17 protein-coding genes are annotated in these 20,130 nt (G+C 37.7%); 4 read left to right on the top strand and 13 right to left on the bottom strand.

Annotated elements, in window-relative coordinates:
• The first annotated feature begins 17 nt into the window (after positions 1 to 17).
• On the top strand, positions 18 to 923 hold the full coding sequence (locus V6R96_RS11310; RefSeq protein ID WP_223560094.1) for a DUF6427 family protein: 906 nt from the start codon (positions 18 to 20) through the stop codon (positions 921 to 923).
• Between the two features lie 5 nt (positions 924 to 928).
• A complete protein-coding gene (locus V6R96_RS11305) occupies positions 929 to 1,513 on the top strand; it encodes a DUF3109 family protein (RefSeq protein WP_336378898.1) in 585 nt (194 codons plus the stop codon).
• Between the two features lie 56 nt (positions 1,514 to 1,569).
• Here the strand turns inward: V6R96_RS11305 and V6R96_RS11300 are convergent, their stop codons facing one another.
• From V6R96_RS11300 to V6R96_RS11240, 13 genes are all read right to left on the bottom strand, one after another.
• The gene (locus V6R96_RS11300; protein WP_336378899.1) at positions 1,570 to 4,428 is read right to left on the bottom strand and encodes an insulinase family protein; all 2,859 of its coding nucleotides are present in this window, start codon (positions 4,426 to 4,428) and stop codon (positions 1,570 to 1,572) included.
• 151 nt (positions 4,429 to 4,579) lie between these two features.
• A complete protein-coding gene (locus tag V6R96_RS11295) occupies positions 4,580 to 5,266 on the bottom strand; it encodes a hypothetical protein (protein WP_336378900.1) in 687 nt (228 codons plus the stop codon).
• Positions 5,267 to 5,545: 279 nt separating this feature from the next.
• A complete protein-coding gene (locus V6R96_RS11290; RefSeq protein ID WP_111956340.1) occupies positions 5,546 to 6,880 on the bottom strand; it encodes a trigger factor in 1,335 nt (444 codons plus the stop codon).
• Positions 6,881 to 7,018: 138 nt separating this feature from the next.
• Entirely contained in the window at positions 7,019 to 7,609 is a 591-nt protein-coding gene (locus tag V6R96_RS11285; RefSeq protein WP_336378901.1) for a hypothetical protein, read from the bottom strand.
• Positions 7,610 to 7,626: 17 nt separating this feature from the next.
• Positions 7,627 to 10,020: a TonB-dependent receptor domain-containing protein gene (locus V6R96_RS11280; RefSeq protein WP_336378902.1), complete on the bottom strand. Its 2,394-nt coding sequence runs from the start codon at positions 10,018 to 10,020 to the stop codon at positions 7,627 to 7,629.
• A gap of 309 nt (positions 10,021 to 10,329) precedes the next feature.
• Positions 10,330 to 10,686, bottom strand: coding sequence for a hypothetical protein (locus V6R96_RS11275; protein WP_336378903.1), 357 nt, complete (start codon positions 10,684 to 10,686; stop codon positions 10,330 to 10,332).
• A gap of 241 nt (positions 10,687 to 10,927) precedes the next feature.
• Positions 10,928 to 12,856: an ABC-F family ATP-binding cassette domain-containing protein gene (locus tag V6R96_RS11270; protein ID WP_223560099.1), complete on the bottom strand. Its 1,929-nt coding sequence runs from the start codon at positions 12,854 to 12,856 to the stop codon at positions 10,928 to 10,930.
• A 166-nt stretch (positions 12,857 to 13,022) separates the two neighbouring features.
• Positions 13,023 to 14,363: a DUF2235 domain-containing protein gene (locus V6R96_RS11265; RefSeq protein ID WP_336378904.1), complete on the bottom strand. Its 1,341-nt coding sequence runs from the start codon at positions 14,361 to 14,363 to the stop codon at positions 13,023 to 13,025.
• 158 nt (positions 14,364 to 14,521) lie between these two features.
• Complete coding sequence (locus V6R96_RS11260) at positions 14,522 to 15,199, bottom strand: response regulator transcription factor (RefSeq protein ID WP_336378905.1); 678 nt, start codon at positions 15,197 to 15,199, stop codon at positions 14,522 to 14,524.
• Positions 15,168 to 15,797, bottom strand: coding sequence for an ATP-binding protein (locus V6R96_RS11255; protein WP_336378906.1), 630 nt, complete (start codon positions 15,795 to 15,797; stop codon positions 15,168 to 15,170). The genes V6R96_RS11260 and V6R96_RS11255 overlap by 32 nt, the downstream gene beginning before the upstream one ends.
• A 149-nt stretch (positions 15,798 to 15,946) precedes the next feature.
• Positions 15,947 to 16,570, bottom strand: coding sequence for a hypothetical protein (locus V6R96_RS11250; protein ID WP_336378907.1), 624 nt, complete (start codon positions 16,568 to 16,570; stop codon positions 15,947 to 15,949).
• An 18-nt stretch (positions 16,571 to 16,588) separates the two neighbouring features.
• On the bottom strand, positions 16,589 to 17,326 hold the full coding sequence (locus V6R96_RS11245) for a hypothetical protein (protein WP_336378908.1): 738 nt from the start codon (positions 17,324 to 17,326) through the stop codon (positions 16,589 to 16,591).
• A gap of 149 nt (positions 17,327 to 17,475) precedes the next feature.
• Positions 17,476 to 18,096: a DUF5715 family protein gene (locus V6R96_RS11240; RefSeq protein ID WP_336378909.1), complete on the bottom strand. Its 621-nt coding sequence runs from the start codon at positions 18,094 to 18,096 to the stop codon at positions 17,476 to 17,478.
• Positions 18,097 to 18,313: 217 nt separating this feature from the next.
• Between V6R96_RS11240 and aqpZ the strand changes: the two genes are divergently transcribed.
• Positions 18,314 to 19,030 (top strand): aquaporin Z, encoded by a 717-nt coding sequence (aqpZ, locus tag V6R96_RS11235; protein WP_111956886.1) that lies wholly within the window; start codon positions 18,314 to 18,316, stop codon positions 19,028 to 19,030.
• A 303-nt stretch (positions 19,031 to 19,333) separates the two neighbouring features.
• The gene (locus V6R96_RS11230) at positions 19,334 to 20,116 is read left to right on the top strand and encodes a hypothetical protein (protein ID WP_336378910.1); all 783 of its coding nucleotides are present in this window, start codon (positions 19,334 to 19,336) and stop codon (positions 20,114 to 20,116) included.
• Positions 20,117 to 20,130: the final 14 nt, after the last annotated feature.

The raw sequence follows: 20,130 nt of genomic DNA, 5'->3' as shown, positions 1-20,130 counted from the left end.
GTACAAATTTATAAAAAATGTTTAAATTACTTTCAAAAGAAAGCAATATTTTTTCAATTCCTGTTTATATTGGTTTTCTTCTTTTAGTAGTCATAATATTTAACATACTGAATTTCAACACTTATGAAGCAATCATCGCAGGAATAACTTTCCTGGGGATTGCTTTGGGATATTTTTGTTTTCACAGTATTGCCCTTAATTACCAGACGCATCTGCCGCTATTTTTATATACCTTTTTTATTTTTGGACTTTATCCCGGGAATCTGGATATAGGAATTGCCGTTTCACTGCTCACCAATTCTTTTCTGCTGTTGCTTTTAACCAGTGCGGATGAAGATATCAGAAAGAAATCTTATGTTCTGGTAGGCGCCATTGTTGCGCTGAATTTTATTTTCCTTCCTACCACATGGCCTATGGCTCTTTTTGTGATCGTTCACGTAATCGCAACTTCCCAGAAAATAAGTTTAAATCTGTTCAGATTTCTTTTAGGAACCATATTGATTGCTTTCAGTTATTTTTCGATCATGTTCTTTTTCCGGTTCACTACATGGAATATTGATTATTTCCCTTTTGGAAAAATGAGGCTTATGACAGATTATATTGATCTGATACCTTTAATTCCTATTCTCCTGATGCTTATTTATGCTGTATACGACCATTTTAAAAACTATAATAAGAAAAGCCCGATAAGCAGATATAAGTACACGTTTTTGCTTGTATTCTCACTGGCCCAGCTGGTGACTATTATTTTGTATATGAATAAAAACTATGAATATTTACTGCTTCTGGCATTCCCGTCGAGCATTATCCTGAGCAGGATGATGAGATTTTTGCCTAAATACTGGATGCAGGAGGTGAGCTTATGGCTTATCATTATAAGTTTGATTGCTTTTAAAGCAGGTACGTATTTTAATTTATTTTAAAGATTATGATTCAGATAGACGATAAATTGATTTCAGAGGATATTTTTTCCGAAGAATTTGTTTGCAACCTTACGAAATGTAAAGGTGCATGCTGTGTGGAAGGAGATGTAGGTGCTCCGCTAGACAAGGATGAACTTGAGATTTTAGACAGTATTCTTGATAAAATAAAGCCTTATCTTACCCAGGAAGGCATCAAAGCCCTTGAGGAACAGGGAACATGGACAACCGATCCGGAGGACGGAATGTATGTTACACCTATGGTAGAAGACCGCGAATGTGCTTATGTAACCTTCGATGAAAGAGGAATTACTAAATGTGGTATTGAAAAAGCATATGAGGATGGTGCTGTAGACTGGCAAAAACCAATTTCCTGCCACCTCTACCCGATCCGTGTTACGGAATATTCTACTTTTACTGCCCTGAACTACCATGAATGGAGTGTATGCAGCGATGCCTGCACGCTTGGAAAAGAACTGCAGGTTCCTGTTTATAAGTTCCTGAAAACTCCACTGACCAGAAAATATGGTGAAGAGTTTTACAATGTTTTAAGTGAAGCAGCCGATGAATGGAAAAAAGCATATGGCTCATAAATAAAAAAACCGCAGACTGATCTGCGGTTTTTCTTTATCAATTATTTTAAAATAAATTACTGTTTAACTACTGTTGCTCCCACTGCTGCTGGTTTTGCCTCTTCTTTTTTAGCGTTTTCCCATCCGTCTTCCGGCATCAGCGTTGCTGTAATTTTTCCTTTTACCAGGTACTTTTTAGCTACATCCTGAAGGTCTTTCACGGTAAGTGCTTTTACTTTTTCCTGGTAGTTCAGGATGTCGTATTTATCACTTCCATCCAACTGATTTTTAGCAAGAGCATTCAGCCAGAACATATTGTCCTTAAGCTCTGTTTTGTTGTCATTATACTCTCCTTCTTTATATTTGTCAAGGTCTTTCTGCTCAGGACCTTTATCAATCAGCTTCTGAAGCTCGGTAACAGCACTTTTCGTAAGCTTTTCTGCATTTTCAGGTCCGCAAGGGAAACTAATGCTGAAATTGTAAGCACTGTAAGGGATTTTATTCATGCTTCCTCTTGCTCCACCACCATAAATTCCGCTTTCGTCTTCTCTAAGCTTTTCAATAACTTTGATGGTAGCTACTTCTCCAAGCGCTGAAAGAGCCAAAGCTTCTTTCTCGTTGTAAGGTGTTTCCCCGCTGTAAGAGATTGTCACCAGACTCTTAGGATCTTTTCCTTTTTTGTAGACTTTGGAATGATCTCCGGTTAACTGTCTGTAGCCTGTATCTTTGAATGTTGACGTTTTTCCTGATGAAGGAAGACTACCGATATATTGAAGCACCTGCTCTTTAAATACAGCCTCGTCAATATTTCCTACAAAATAGAACTGGAAGTTTCCTGCATTGGCAAATTTCTCTTTATAGATGTCGTATGCTTTTTTGTAATCTGTATTAGCCCAGTCTTTTTCCATCGGGAATAGTCCGATGAATCTTGGGTTCTTCTGGTTCATAAATTTTGCATGTTCGTTGGAGAAGTAAGCCTGAGGGTTAGACAACAGGTTATCCAGCATGGCAGACTGCTTTTCTTTGTAAGCATTGAATGCCGCAGGGTTGTAATTTAATCCTGTAAAATAAGCGTACGTAAGCTCCATAGCGGCTCCTAAATCTTTCTGGGAAGTTCTTCCTGAAATTCCCTCATAATACGGTCCAACCATTGGATTTACACTTACCTGCTTTCCTGCAAGGTAGTTGGTAAGATCGGCTTTTGACAATCCCCCGACTCCCGCTTCAGATAATGCTGCAAAGGCGAACTGAGTTTTGATAAAGTCTGCATCAGAGATTAGGGAATTTCCGCCTAAACTTCTTGCTGAAAATACAATTTCGTCATCTTTGAAATCGGTTTTTTTGAAAGTTACTTTTGCACCGTTGCTTAATGTCCAGGTTGTTGTTCCCAGTTTGGCATCCGTTTCTGTTTTAGCAATTTTACCTTCTGATTTGAAAGGCTTCACTAAGTTTTTGATCGCTGCTTTTTCTTCGTAAGGCTTAAGATCCGCCAACTTTACAGATTCAAAGGTATTCAGAACCATTGCTTCTGTAGGCATTGTAATGTTATCTTTTTTAGGTCCTGTAATGACGATCACTCTGCTGTCATCCTTCACCATTTTCTTGATCACTTCATTGGTTTGGGCCAAAGTAACTTTAGGAAGGAAGGTCTTTGTATCTTCATATTCCCAGGCAATTCCCGGCATCGGTTCCTGCTCCAGGAAGTTTCTTACATACTCATCTACCAGCATATCACTTTCAGTCTTGTCGCGGTTGTTGTAAGATCTTTCAAGGTTGGACAGCATTTGTGCTTTTGCTCTGTCAAGTTCAGTCTGTGTAAACCCGAATCTTTTCGCTCTTTCCACTTCTTCCAAAAGAACTTTCAGAGCGTTTAACTGATTTCCTTCTTTTACCATGGCAAATCCCTGGAAGGCTTCTTTGCTTCTTGCATAGGTTCCTCCATGATAAACCGACCCGAAGGTAAAAGGCGGATTATTTGAATTGATCAGTTCTTTTAATCTATTGTTCAGCATCGTGGTGGAAAGACCTTCCACAATGCTTTGGTTGTACTGCTCAATCGTTACATCCGGCTGATAAGCCTCAGCGTCTTTCATAATGAACTGAACCATTGAGTTTGTAGCATCCGGATCAGTTTCTATAGCTACTAAAGTTTCTTTATGGTTGGGCAAATCGAATACCTTTCTCTCCCTTGGTTTTGAAGGGTTTTTGTATTTGCTGAAATTATCTTTAATCTTTTTTTCCACCTCATCTACGTTGATATCTCCCACGACTACAATTGCCATAAGATCCGGTCTGTACCAATCCTGGTGGAATTTTCTTATCACATCCGGCTTAAAATTTTCCAGCACGTCTTTTTTACCGATCGGAAGTCTGTCTGCGTATTGAGATTTGTATAATAATTTAGGAAGATATTTGTCTGCCATTCTTTTGTCTGCGCCAAGACCCAGTCTTAACTCTTCCAGAACAACCCCTCTTTCTTTATTGATCTGTGCATCGGAGAGCGTTGCATTAAAAGCCCAGTCTTCCATTACTTTTAGTCCTGCATCCAGGTTTCCTGGCTTATCCAATGGAACAGGAAGCATATATACAGTTTCGTCAAAGCTTGTATAGGCATTAAGGTGCTGTCCGAATTTCACCCCGATAGACTGTAGAAAATCCACCAGCTTATTGTCCGGGTAATTCTTTGTTCCATTGAAGTTCATGTGCTCCATAAAGTGCGCCAAACCTCTCTGGTTTTCATCTTCAAGAATAGACCCGGCATTGATAGCCAGACGGAAATCTACTTTCTTTTCAGGTAATGTATTTTTTTTAATGTAGTACTTCATTCCGTTGGGAAGGGTACCGATTCTCACGGAAGAATCCAAAGGGATATTCTGTCCGAAAACATTTGAAGACATCAGGAAGATGACCGCAAATGAGGATAAAACTTTCTTCATATTATTAATTTTATTTTGGGACTAAAAGTATCAATTATTCACCACCTGAAGAAATCTTACAATTGACATTATAGTTAAATTTGAGTTAAAATTAAAAAGACAACAAAAAAGCCGGATATTGTCCGGCTTTTGTATTGTAAAATATCAGTTTTTATTTAAAATCCGCATCAGATGTAACGGTATTTAAAACCACTTTAGTTGTTTTTATGGTTACCTTTTGCCCTTTCCCGTCAATATCTACTTCAGAAGGGAATTTTATGCCTTCCACGGTCATATAGTTTTTCACGGTAACACTTCCTTCTCCTACAGAAGATTGGTATAAAAGTCCAGTAGCGGCATCAAAGTAAAATTTTCCTTTATCTGAAGACAATACATTGTAATCTTTAGCATTCAGCTTTTCCACAGTAACATCTTTGAACTTTGAGGGATCAAAAGCCAGCGCCTCAATAGTTGTTCCTTTCTTCAGTTCGGCAATATTATCAGCAGGGAAATCGGTTTTCTGTCCGGCTCTTTCTATATATCCTTTTTCACCGTCAAAAACCTGGCTTACCGTCTGTCCCATTGCAGTCTGTACAGATTTGAATTTATTGCCCATTTTTGTAGTGCTCATGGTGATATCCATTCCCTGAACATTCAGTGTATTATCAATAACCGTAGATTTTACTGCTTCTAATTTGCTTTTACCGCCCAAGGCTTTAAAGTAATTATCAATAACTTCTTTTGGGGTCAGCTTAGATTTCACGACTTCCGTATTCGCGGGAGCTGCACTGGTCTTTTGAGCTGCTGCCGGTACTGCAAAGAGTACGGCACAGAAAAACGGAATGATGATCTTTTTCATATCTATAATAAGTTTAGGGTGTAAATATATGAATATTGACCAGAAGAAAATAAACACAGGATATTTATGAGGAATACGGAAGAATTCCTGCCCAAATATATTAAGGTTTTTTAAGAATATTCGAAATTAAATGATAAAATTATCTTTATGATATGGACTTATAGTAGCGATTTCGGGTAATAAAAATGAGAAATATATTAAAAGAAATATAAATTTTAGCACTGCAAATAAAAAACCTCCGATTTCTCGGAGGTTTTGAAATATTTATATCGGAATACATTATTTTTTAAGCTCTTCTAAAAACTCGTCGTGAGAGATTTTAGTTTCTTTTTTAGATGCTTTTTCAAGAATTACATCTTTCAGTTTAGCCATAGCCACTTCAGAAGAAATCTGTCTTACCTGCTCCTGATCTTTCAACATTTCAACAGCATACTTTTGGATTTCCTCATCACCTAAGTGGTGGATTCCGTAGATCGCTAATTGGTTTCTCACCAACTGTTCAGCCTGTGCCAATACATCAGCATAATCTAACTGGATGTCGTTATCCGTCATCAATTTACCTTCAATGATCTGGTATCTTAACTGGCTTTTCTCTGCTTCAAGAATTCCTTTAGCCTGCTCTTCAGACTGGATATTCTGGTTAGAGAATAATAACCATTTTACAAGGAAATCTTCAGGAAGTTTTACTTCTTCTTTTTCAGTAACCTGCTCCAATACTTTATTCACATAGTGAACATCAGCATTCTGCTGGAAGTACTCATCTAGCTCAGATTTTACTTTTTCTTTAAGTTCTTCTTCAGACTTGATTGTTCCTTCTCCGTAAACTTTGTCGAATAGCTCCTGATTAAGTTCAGCAAGGTTCAATGAATAGAAGTCTTTTACTTTAACCTCTACTTCAGCGTGGTGTAAATGCTCAACTTCTTCTTTGCTGAATCCTAATTCTTTAGCCAATTCTTCATCACCTGCAAGAGTTTCTTTAGATACTTTTACAGAACCGTCCATTTTTAAAGCTTTTACCAATTTGAAAGCTTCTTTGTTTTCAGCAGTAATGGTAACGTTCTTTGGGTGGTGGTGGTGCTCTCCTTCAGCATCTTCTTCTACAACCTGAGAAATTTCTAAAGCTACATAAGAATCTTTAGTGATTTTATCCTGAGGAACCTGCTCTGCAAAACGCTTCTGCATGTTCTCAATACTCTTCGTGATTTCTTTGTCAGAAGCTTCTACTTTATAATGAGGAGCTTCATATTTAGCTAAATCTATAGTGAATTCAGGCTCATATCCTACTTCGAAAGCAACTTCAATTTTTTCAGCATTGTAATCCAATTGGTTTACTGGCTGAGGAACAGGCTGACCAACTAATCTTAACTTGTTTTCGTTAACATAGTTATTCAATGCGTCAGAAACCTGTTTGTTGATTTCTTCGAATGCAATACCTGCTTCATATTGTTTTTTAACCATACTCAAAGGCACTTTCCCTTTTCTGAAACCAGGAACTTGCGCATTTTTAGCATAATTAATCAACTGCTTGTCTACTTTTTCTTTGTAGTCAGATTTTTCCAATGTCACTGTAAGTAATGCACTTACGTCATCATGGTTTTGTGCGGTAACCTTCATTATTGATTAAAATTTTAGGTTGCAAAAATATGAAATTTTTATGAGAATTACCTACTTATAATCAATTCTTAGCATTCAAATGTTTATAAATAAAAAACCGCTGAAAATCTCAGCGGTTTTACCATTAGGTTTATCTTTTTAATTGATCAGATTATAGGTTGCCTGAGCATCAGTTTCTCCGCCTGACTGCACACCGTATACTACTCCATTTCCACTTACAGCAGAAGCTTCAGAAACAGAAACCGGCTCATGGTACAGCGTCAGAACAAGCTGACTTGGGGCAGAAGCATTTTTAACGGCTGTATTAACTACCCATTTCGTTTTAAGTCCTACACGCTTGCCGTCTGCTCTTGTAGAAGCAGCACCGTCAGTACGGGTCATTACAATATCAGAATTAGGAAAGTTGTATACTAAAAAGTGTTCGTCTTTTGCCGTTTCTATTTCTTCGTTGGCGTCTTCGTCCCCATTTTTGAAAATAACTTCCACATTGTAGGTATGTCCGTTTACTAATTTAACGTTAGGGTTACTGGTGCTGTTTACCTGATAATCATAAATTACCGCTATTCCCGTAGCCTCATCCGTTACTTTCAGCAGGACATCAGAAAGTTCCTCCTGTGGAAGGTCATCTTTTTCATCATCATCTCCACGGTTACAAGAAGTTAAGCTTAAAGAAAAAGCAATCATCAATAGACTTACAATAAGTGTTGTATTTTTAAAAATATTTTTCATTTTTTTGATTTAAAGAATTAAAATTGATATTTAAGAGTTACAATAAAATTTCTCCCCATTTCGCTGGAGAAGTATCGTAACCTGTTCAGATAATCTCTGTAAGAAGTATTGAATACATTTTTGACAGAGACATCAACTCCGAAATTTTTTGACAGATTCACCCCTGCCTGAAGGTTCCAAAGCGAATACGCTTTGGGAGGAGTAGAAATATCTACTTCCTGACTGTAAGAATTTCCCTCCGAATCATATCTTTTGATAAAAACATTATAAATTGGGAATCTTGTTTGGGCAAGAACTGTTTTGTTACTTACGTTCATATAAAAGTTCTTCCACTCTTTTTTACTGAATTCCAGTGAATTGTTGAAATTAGTAGGCATCATCATGATCAGTGGAACATCATGGGTAAGGTCCTGTCCGTATACATAAGACAGATTTCCCTTGTAGGCCAGATTATCATTAATTTTAAGGGCCAGATCCAGATCTGCTCCATACATTTTCACATCGATCTGCTGATAACCATACACTACAAAGTCGCCACCCCACTGGGTATTTCGATACCCTATAGGAACCTCATTGATAAAATTTTTGGTATAAAAGAAATATGGATTTACAGAGACATCCAGGCCACCCAGAACATTTAATTTAGCATCAGCAATTAAATTAAACTGATTTCCGGTTTCACTTTTAATCCTCATATCTCCTTCTTCTATAATGGCTGCAGAATGGTGAAGTCCGTCGGCAAAAAGTTCAGCGACATTGGGAGATCTTGAAACCCTCGCGTAGTTTAGCTTCAGATTAAAATTATTTGACGGATGATAGCTGATTCCGGCATTACCTGAAAAATTATTATAGTTTAATTCAGGCTTGGTAAGGATTCTATTCTGATTAATCCTTACTACAAAATCTGAATAATCTTTGGCATATAATCTATTCCAGTCACTCAGATCATACCATTTGGTCACTTCATAGCGGTCAAAATCATAACGTGCTCCAGCCTCCAGATCCAGCGAAGGCAGAAGTTTATATTTATAGACAGAATAAACTCCAGCATAAAAGCGGTCATAGTTAGGTACCAGGCGTCTCGCTTCTGTTTCCGGGTTGGAATAATTATTCTGATATCCACCATTAATTCCTGTTTCAAGACTCCATTTTGGTCTTTCAATAAGATGGTTGATATTTAAATCATTCGTAATCAGTTCCAGATCCAGTCCCGGTTTCTTGCTAAGCTCTTCACTCCGGCGGATGTCATATTCTTTTCTGTGATTATACTGAAAACTGTAGGTAGCCGTAAGCTTTCCAAAGTTTTCAAATCTATAATATCCCGAAAGTTTAGCAATATGATGCTCGATCTCCTGTCTTGGATTATCGATATCATAACTGAAATCCCTTTTAAAAATAGGTTCCTGACTTGACAATGCCTCATATAAATCTTCAGCAGATCCTACATGTGAACTCCTCAAAATGCCTATTGAATTATTCGTTAAATAATAATCAAAAGAAAACCCTGAATTAAAAGTCATTTTTTGAACCCCAAAATTAAAACCGGAATTCTGAATCCCTGTATTCATCAACCCATAGTCAGGAGCTGTAAGATCACCCAATTTCCTAAAGCTTCCGTTGGTTTTAACAGCCCAGCCGCTTTCCCAGGTTTTTGCCAGCTTTACATTTACATCTGCTCCGCGCCCGTTTGAAATACCGGACAGAGAAACAGATCCCATAAGGGTATCTTTTTTGGGTAACACCTGAGGTTGTAAAACTACAACCCCACCTACGGCACCATTTCCGTATTTCAGGGCTGATGCTCCTTTTACAACATCAATATGTTCAAAATTATTTACATCTACATTCGGAGCATGTTCTACACCCCATTCCTGTTCAGCCAATTTTACACCGTCATTCAGGATGGAAACCCTGCTTCCATACAGTCCGTGGATGATGGGTTTAGCAATGTTATTCCCCGTTTTAAGAACATTGACTCCCGAAATATTGGTAAGTAAATTTCCCAGATTCTCGGTAACATTTCTAGAAAGCACAGATTTATCCAGTGTTTTCATTACTATGCTTCCATTATTTTTATGACTTCCATGAACGGTCACCGTCTCAATATCATGGCTATGATGCTCCAGGGTAATGACCAAATGTAAATCCCGATCAACTCCTATATTTTCAGTATAATCATTACAATCAGGATGCTTGGCAATGAGTATATATTTTCCCGAAGGAATTTTATTAAATGTAAACTTACCTTTACTATCCGTTGTAGCCGTGAATCCCCCGATTTTCACTACCGCATTTTCCAGCATGGTTTTATCGTGAAAATCCTGAACGGTTCCTTCTATCGAATACGATTTTTGTGCACTTATCGATGCCAGTCCACAAAAGACTAACATCAGACTATATATCAATTTCATTGTCTATAGATTGATTGCGTACCTTTTACAGGTACATTTTTTCGTAAAAATTTGTTGGATGGGTTTATTTTAATTGTAAAATGTAAAAAATATTAATGACTGATGAACCAGATGTCAGATATGAAGTTTCAGATATCAGACTGAGATATCAGACAATTAATTCTGCCTCTATATTCTCAAATCCTAAAACTCTCAATCCCCGAATCGCAAAATCCGGAACTCTGAAACGACATCTAACAGCTATCAACCAATAGATTTAAACCCAAAATATTGAACTTTAAATATAATTAAAGCCAATTAAAATCGTGATTATGCAACTGAGGGAGGCCCCCGGAGCTGAAAAGTGAATTTGGTCTGAGACCATACTTTTTCCTGAACAGCAATAACCTGTTTTACTTCGTGCGTAAAATGTTCGAAGGAAAAGCTGAACTCTTCAGGAACCAGTGTATGTCCTGTAGCTAAGAAATGACACGCCAGACAGTCGCCCGGCTTTTCTTTGGCTGAATTTTTAGCCATGGTGTTTTCTGTCTTTTTAAGATTGAAGATCTTAAAATTATCGACAGCATCATGATGGTGAAAACTTTGGGAAAACAGCGCAATGAAGTAGATCCCAAACAAAAGTTTGGAGATAAAGCTCTTCAGATTTCTGCTTTCCTTAAAAATCATCCTGTAAAATTATAAAAATAATTTAAGTTTTAAATTAAGTTTTCGTAAAACTATTCAATACGTTGGTGTAAGTATGCTTTTGTTACAAACTTATTCCCGGACGAATGCGTTTTTATACTAAAATCCTTCGACTCCGCTCAGGATGACACTGTTAAAAAACAATACCGTTCGTATTAGATTAAGTATTAGCAATGTCATCCTGAGCGGAGTCGAAGGATCTGTATATTTTAATTCAAAAAAATTAAACCAATTGAGAACCCAAATGCTCCCATTCCTGTAAAGCAACTTCTAATTCTTCTTTAGTTTTATTATACTTCTCTAAAGTTTCTTCAGAAGGATTTTCCTTAGTGAATGAAGCTTCCAATGTTTCAATTTCAGATTCAAGCTCAGAGATTTTCTCTTCTACTTTCTTTAGTTTATTCTGAATATTTTTTTGTTCTTTGCTTACAATGGTTGATGATTTCTCTTCCACCTTTACTTCTTTCGGAGCTGGTTTTACCTCAACTTTCACATCATCGCTGTGTAGTTTTGCCTTTTCAGCAGATATTTCCCGAAGGGTCTCTTTTTGTCTGTATTCAAGGTATTCACCAACACTTCCCAGGAATTCTTTCATTCTTCCGTCACGGAATTCATAAATCTTATCACAAAGCCCATCCAGGAATTCCCTGTCGTGAGAAATCACGATTAATGTCCCTTCGAAATTCTGTAAAGCCAGTTTAATGATCTCCTTAGACTGGATATCCAGGTGGTTGGTAGGCTCATCCATAATCAACGTATTGAAAGGACGAAGCAACAGTTTACAAAGAGCAAGACGGTTTCTTTCTCCTCCGGAAAGCACTTTTGTTTTCTTGGTTACCGCTTCACCCTGGAAAAGGAAAGATCCTAAAAGATCTCTTACCCTAGGTCTGGTTTCCTCTGTAGCTGCATCCTCAGCTTCTTCCAGAACTGTTTTATTAGGAGTCAGTACTTCTTCCTGGTTTTGGGCAAAGTATCCGATGTTTACGTTGTGCCCCAGATTCCATGTCCCTGTATAATCTTTGATGTCTCCGGCAAGAATTTTAGCTAAAGTTGTTTTTCCCTGTCCGTTCTGTCCCAAAAGGGCAATTCTGTCTCCTCTCTGAACAATAAAGTCTACATCATCGAAAATTTGTTTTTTCCCGTAAGCTTTTCCTAAATGATTGGCCTCAAAGATAACTTTTCCGGGAACCATAGACTGTACGAAACGGATATTGAATTTTGAAACGTCTTCATTATCTACCTCAATACGTTCAATTTTATCTAATTTCTTAATAAGCGACTGGGCGAAAGATGCTTTGGTAGCACTGGCACGGAACTTATTGATGTTGTCCTCCATTTGCTTAATCTCCGCATCCTGATTCTTCTTAGCCTGAATCAGTTTTTCACGGCGCTCTTCACGCATCACCAGATATTTGGAATAATTGGCTTTATAGTCGTCAACTTTTCTATTATTGATATCAAAAGTCCTGTTGCAGACAGCCGTCATAAACTGCTTATCGTGACTTACCAGAACAATGGCTCCGGGATAATCTTTCAGGAAGTTTTCCAGCCAGATAATGGATTCCATATCGAGGTGGTTGGTAGGCTCATCGAGAAGCATAATGTCATTCTTCTGAAGAAGAAGTTTTGCCAGCTCAATTCTCATTCTCCATCCTCCGGAAAATTCATCTGTAATTTTGTGGAAATCATCTGCCTTAAAACCTAAACCGAATAATATTTTCTCCATGTCACCTTCCAGGTTGTAGGCATCATGGTTCATCAGAAGATCATTCAGCTCTGTCATTTTGTTGATCAGATCTGTATAGGCATCACTTTCGTAATCGGTTCTTGTTGCCAGTTGGTGATTAACTTGTTCCAGCTCATCTTTCCAGGCATTGATCTGTTCAAAAGCCTGCATTGTTTCATTCCAAACGGTTCTTCCTTTTACAAAATCTAGATCCTGCTTCAGGAAACCGATGGTAACATTTCCTTCGGGTACAACGCTTCCTTCGTAGAAGTTAATTTCTCCGGAAAGCATTTTCAGTAAAGTAGATTTTCCGGCTCCGTTTTTTCCAACGAGACCTACTTTATCATCCTTTTTAATGGTGAAATTTGTATTTTGAAACAGATAGTTTCCTGAATGATGTAATCCTAAACCTTGAACCGAAAGCATTTTATTAAATAAAAATTAAATGATGAATAATGAATTTTCGGGTGCAAAAGTACGGAAAAAGAAATGAATAGCCCAGAAATAAAAACTGCCAGCTCTGGAATACAGTAAAAAGGGATGCCCTGACAGACATCCCCTCGCAACCTAAATTTAAAACTGAAAAGTACATTTAATTCTGTCCTGCAACAAAGGATCTTAACTCTATTGTGCGGCTCCAGATATTATTATTGGGAACATTGGTCCCATACATAAAGTCTGCAGTAAAGCTGTCTTCGGGAAGATGCAGCTCGGTAAGAAGATTGGTATGGATCTCCTGGTCTACAGATGTACTGCTGGGTACATTCAGGCCAATATTGATCAGTTCTGCTTCTATCTCATCAGTTGATTTTTGTAATGCATCATCATGGTACAGTCCGAAATTAGCCGAAATATGGGTATACCCTGCAAAATCTGCATAGTTATAGTGGGGTTTCATAGCAGGTGAAAAGTCTTTAATATATGCTGCAAGATCTGTATAAAAGTCTTCGAGAAAAGTATCATCCTTAATCTCAAGACCTGAATTGGCAAGATCTGTACTGAAAATTCCGGACACGGCATTATTGGTTTCATCCAGCATTATCCTGCCATATACAAACGGAAGGGTATTAAGGACCAAGTCTCTGGAAACGTAAGCCTGGGTGAGAACAATTCCTTTCTCGATCTGAAAATCTGACAGCAGTGAATTCCAGATCTTGTTTCCTTCAGCATCGGTTTTTGAATTTCTCACCTCTGAAACATAGGTCTGCAAATCACTGACATTCATAAAATCTGTAGAAATATAAACTGACTGGGGAGCCTGAAGATAGCCTCCACCCACATCGGCATGAGCTCCGGGAACGAAAACTTCTTTCCAAACGGAACCAGCTGTCTCTGTTTTGGTGTCCTGCATATTTTTTGAATTTTCAAAAAATCCGGTGAGCGGGAAAAAGAACCTACATTCATTAACTGCACACAGATGAAGGGCATTTTCCACTTCCTGAGGCAGGTTCATATCGTATGTGTTAAATGGTTTGGACTCCACGGTATCAAAAACTCCCAAAAATTTTATAGTAACATTTGCTGTGGGATAATCTACAACCAGCCGGTTACAGAATTCTCTTGCCAGCATGCTTCCTCTACTGAATCCGTAGATGTAAAAATGATAGTCAATATTTTTGTCATTGATTATATTCTGTACAAAAGCATTGGCCTTCTGCAGCTTGTCATCGGAAGAATATCCCTGTGCATCCGGAGGATTAGCGCAGGTACCCATCGCAAAATTGCTGTCTTCTCCGCCAGTAACCGTTCCTATTCCTTCGACATATAGTTTACTGTTTTGACTGAATAAATTGAAGAGTTTATAAACATTGGTCGGTGCTCCTTTATAACTTTCATTGTTTACCGAAGGCATATCGGGGGAGCCTGCATTGATCCCGTTATTTCCGGTTCCGTCAAAAAAAATTCCGACAGGCAATACTGTATTGTTTTCCATCGCTGTGTTTTGCTTTAGTGGTTGAAAGTTTTCAGTACAGCGTCTTGAATCTGGTTCTGCTTTGAAATCTGTAAAACTTATTTTTCAAATTAACGGAAGAAGGGAAAGCAATACTAGCGTGAAAAATACCAAATAAAAAATTCCGTATTTCTACGGAATTACATTTTATCAAGAGAGTATATGTTGTTCACAACGGCATAAATAACAATGCCTACGGTATTTTTGGCCCCGATCTTTTCCAGGATCCGCTGGCGGTGGCTTTCTACTGTTCTGGGACTGATGAAGAGCTTCTCCCCGATCTCATTATTGGTGTATTCCTGACAGATCAGCTTCACAACATCTTTTTCCCTTTCGGAAAGCTCGTCTTCCATTTCAAAAAGAGATTTCTTTTTTGTGGAACTGTTCATATAGGTAAACAGCATCTGATGGTCTTCTGCTGTAAAGAAAACCCCATTTTTGTAAACCATGGTAATGGCATCGATAAATGTTTTCCGGTCTGAATTTTTAGGAAGAAAAGCTGAAACCCCCAATTTAACCATATAGCCCAAAATGGAAGTTTTGTAATGGGAGGAAAGAATAATGATCCTTAGATCCGGATATCTTTCTTTAAGAATTTCTACAAGTTCAAAACCGTTCATAGGCTGCATCTGTACATCGACAAGAGCTATGTGGGGAAAATCATCTTCGGAAAGGCTTCCCAGCTTTTCAATAAAATCCGGGCCATTATTGGAGGTAAGACATACGGATATATTTTTTTCATTCGAAAGCAGCATTTTTACCCCTTCCAGGATCAGCTGTTCGTCATCAATTAAGGCTATTTTGATTTGGGAGTTCATGATTGTTTGGAATTAAAATGATTAAACGGCTTCCTTTATTCGGGGTATTTTTCCATTTATGGACGGCATTCATGGATTTTATCCTGGATTCTATATTTTTAATGCCCATTCCTTTTTTCACCAGATCATAATCAAATCCCTGTCCGTTGTCAGAAATAATGACGGCCATATGCCGGGGATAATCTTTAATGTAGATCCATAAGTCTGTAGCCATAGAATGTTTGATCACATTGGTCGTAAATTCCTGGATGATCCTGTACAGCTGCACTTCTATAAAAATATCTTTTTTCTCGTGTCCAGGCATTACCCGCATAGAAATATTAATCTTATGGGAAAGGTTGGCAATCATTTCTTCTACATAGAGTACAAATCCTACCGATTCGAGGTTAACGGGATACAGGGAATGGGAAATACTCCGGGCGGCATCAATGAGAGACGACATCTGGCTGTAGATCTTTTTCTTGATGACTTCATCTCCCTTTGTATCAAGGTTGTTGAGCCACAGGGAAAGGATATTGAGCCTGTTTCCAATATCGTCATGAATCATAACGGCTATTCTCTTTCTTTCTTCTTCCTGGGCTTTGATATTTTCAAGCACAAGTTTTTTCTGATGAAGAACCTCAGCTTCATGCTGAACATTCTTTTCTTTGATAATCCGGCTGATAAAAGACCTATAGGCTAAGAGAATAAAGGATACTATAACTGTTATGGTAACAATTATAAGGATGAGCAGGCTAATATTTAAGGTTACTTCTTTAATTTGATGAAGGTATATAAAAATGAACAGTATAAAATGCTTGACAGAATATTATTCACACTGAGAATAATTAAGTAATCATTTTCTGAAAGATTCGCGATCTGATGCTGGATAATAAAAATAAATACTGAAACTGAATAGTAGAAAAAAATACAGGCATCCACAAGAAGAAAACGGTTCTCTGCAGAAGCGCCTCTGATCTCCCGGATCAGGGCAAATCCTGAAAGGCAGATAATAATGATATTGGATATTACTTTTACAATATCACTGTTGAAGGGATCACTAAATCCATATTTCGAGATCATAAATCCAGTGGCGATAAGCGCTGTAATGCCTAAAAGGTATTTTGGAAGCTCCAGTTTTCTGATAAATAAAGCAGTGACCAGGAAAAATTCGCCGGCGATATACAAGGGATACAGGAAAGAGGTATCATTAAGATTGAAGAGATAAGGCAGGGCCAAATTTAATAATTCGATAAAAAAAAGAAAAGCAATACAGTGAAAATATTGCTTTTCTTTGGTATTCAGTATACGGTATTTTGCTGCTCCCAAAAATATAACGGACAGAAGCAGTCCATAGTTTAGGAATAAAATGGCTTTAAAAAAATCTGTCATTCCTATTGATACTACATATTAAGATCCAAGTTCAGGAATACGGCAGACAGGCGGACATGGTTTTGCCCAGTCATACGTATTTGAAATAGTGGCCACGTTGCTTCCTTCCTGCAACATCTCATGGAAAGAAATAAAGATCAGTGTTACCAGCATTCTCTGATAAATGTCATTATATCTAAGTCCAAAAGAGCATTTGATGCCTAAAACCTCCGGGCTCGGGTGAGTCAGGTCTTCCATAGAAATATAGAATCTTCTGAAAACTCTTTCTCCACCGAACTCATTACATTCACGGAAAAACCATTCCATTCCTTCATCTCTCCAGCGTTCAATAGCATCTATAGCAATGTCCTGGTCCAGAACCGGCTGTTCGGTTACCGGAACGGAGGTATTGGTATTGCCATCTATTTTGGTAAGGTTGCTGGAAAGAACTGCATTTTTGGTCACCGTAAATTCTTTAGTTTCCTGCAGTTTCAGATCATATTTAAGAGGTCCCAGGGTAGTATACTGATATTCAGTAATGCTTTTATCCACATGTCCCTGTGCATCCAGCGGAAGAAAAATCAAGACAAGACTGCCGTTGAATACGCCTACTTCTGCGCACACATCCACATATTTGTTTTGTTGTTTGATTTTATCGATCTGCTGTGAAGAAAGTTCGAAAATGTAATTGGTAGGAATTAAATTTGTGATTCTGGAATAATCTGACACGCAATTGCCCCATTCGGCAGCGGCCAGCCTGTAATCGTTCTCATTCATAATTTCATAGTTATTTAGTTGTATAAAATTATACAAACTAAACATCCTGTACAAATAATCGTATCATAAATTTATTATCCGTAAAATAAATTTAATTTTAACCCGTAAAAGTTTCAGATTACAAAGCAGTTTGTGATCAGCTGACCGTGCTAATAATTCCTCACCGTGATGTGATAACAGCTCTGCTGCCTTTCCCTGATGTAATAAATTCTGCCGGCATTGGCATAATATTTTAAAACTTTTTCCAGCGCTGCCTCCATTTTAGGATTATATTTCAGTACATCATTGAACCTGATATAGGAAATATCAAATGAATTACCGTAATTATGGGAGCTTATCCCTAAAGATGCATTGGAATTCACTCTTCTCAGTCTGCACTGATCTTCAAGTGTTCTTGTAATGGATGAAACGGTAAAAGTATGCCCTTTTGTTTCTTTACTGAACCTGGATGCCATGTTTTCCAAAGTAGTTTTTGCTTTAGAAACCATATAAGGCCTGCTGTAATCAAGTTTCTGAACCCGATAGCCTTTTCCGCTTTTTTTTATTTTATGAAACTTTCCATTACCTATATATTTTTGCACTGTTTTGGAATCTTTCAGCAGTTTTACATTAAAACTTTTTGAAGCATCCAGATGTGGCTTATACAGAGCGGTAGGTTCTACTTTCAGAACCGAAGTCAAATCATAGCAGGGAAGTGCTTTTTTTGCTGCCTGCGGGTAATAAAAGCTATACATAAAAGGCACGAAGGCTACACAAAAATACTTTCTCATTAACCACACTTTTAAATTACTAAACGAAAGATAAACATTTATGATATACTATTCAGTTTACCGATAATATCATTATGAAAAAATTCCCAACAAACATTAAACCAAATTACTAAATATGTAATTTTATATTAAGAAATCTTAAAAGATTTTTAAGTTTTATCTTTTGATTTTAAAATTTAAATTTTACATTTGAGATACATTTAATAATAAACATATGATAAAAAAACTTTTTGCTGAATTTTTCGGCACATTTTGGCTTGTTTTCGGTGGCTGCGGAAGTGCAGTTTTTGCTGCCGGAGTTCCCGACATAGGTATTGGTCTTTTAGGGGTTTCTTTAGCCTTTGGTCTTACTGTTCTTACGATGGCTTATGCTGTCGGACATATTTCTGGCGGACATTTTAATCCGGCAGTATCTTTCGGACTTCTAGCAGGAGGGAGATTCTCAGCTAAAGATCTTATCCCTTATGTTGTAGCACAGTGTCTTGGAGCTCTTCTTGCTGCAGGATGCCTGTATGTAATTCTTAACGGCTCAGGAGCTGTAGACTTTTCGAAACCGGGGGCATTTGCCACCAATTTCTATGGAGAAGCAGTTTACAACGGAAAAGCATTCAGTATGGGAGCAGCATTTCTTGCTGAGTTTTTATTAACAGCTTTCTTCCTGATTGTTATTATGGGAGCTACAGATAAGTGGGCTAACGGAAAATTTGCAGGTATTGCTATTGGTTTAGCTCTTACCCTGATTCACCTTATTTCCATTCCTATTACCAACACTTCAGTAAACCCGGCAAGATCGCTTTCACAGGCCGTTTTTACGGGCGGGCTTGCGATGTCCCAGCTTTGGCTGTTCTGGGCAGCACCTATTTTAGGAGGGATTGTAGGAGGATTGATCTACAAGTTCCTACTTCAGAGAGACACTGTTGAAGTTACTGATTAATAAAATCATAACATTAAATATAAAATCCTGTCGTCTGGCAGGATTTTTTTGTGTTAAGATACTTCAATAATGCAATACTCATTATAAAGTTTACTGAATAGAATCATACGTTTGCAAACAATTTTAGTGATTCTTTCCTTTTTACAAGACTGTTGCCGTTTTACATTTATGAAAAGAACAGAAACAGTTATTGGATAATCTTTCACATTTGCTAATTACTCTTTTGGCAGTCGGATAATAAGCTTCAATTTTAGTTAAGATTAATCGAAATAAATAAAATAATAATCTAAAAATTTAACTAAAATGAAAAAAATTCTCTTTTTACTATTCTTTGTATCAATTTGCCAAAACCAATTGGACGCACAAAAAAATACAGCTCCCGCACCTACCTATAACATTACTGTTACCAGAAATGATATTTTTGCCGAAAATACCCCTGGCCATGCTCATACGGATGTTAAATTTGACATTAAAATCGGATCCAACGAACGGGTCGCTACACCTTTTCCTCCAGATATCAGTACATTCAGAACTTATAACTTTCCTGTAACTTTCACACTTCCCGGAGGAACTCCCCCAATCAGATACGGCAAAGTGAGCTTTAGCAATCCCTCTACATTATATAGCGGATATTACCCGCTTCCAACTGCAATTGGAGACCACACTACAATTCCTTCAGATCCTACCATGATCTATTATCCGGGTCAGTTTGGATATGGCGTTGATATTACCTGCACAGGTCCCAATCAATATCTCATAGGTGTTACCAGGTTTGAATGTTATATATGCGTTCCGGGTGGTGGCACGGTATCAAAACAGACAGCATCACAGCCTAAAACAGCTATAGTGTCCAATCAAAACATGGGAATAAGCGAGCTTTACTATACAGCCGCAGGCAGAGAAACTGTTTCAATACGTGTTATTGACCTTAACGGTAAAACAGTGAGAGCATATACTACGGATATAGGAGCCGGACAAAATAAACTGCCGATTGATCTCCAGAATCATCCGGGAGGTACTTATCTTGTTAAATGGAGTTCCAGCACCGGCGCAAACGGCACTTTAAAAATGGTGAAAAACAAATAACCGTGTTTAATATC

Source organism: Chryseobacterium sp. CCNWLW53, assembly GCF_037083525.1.
GTDB classification, from domain to species: Bacteria; Bacteroidota; Bacteroidia; order Flavobacteriales; family Weeksellaceae; genus Chryseobacterium; species Chryseobacterium lathyri.
Note: the sequence above shows the minus strand (reverse complement) of the source record. Positions and strands in the feature narration are given on the sequence as shown.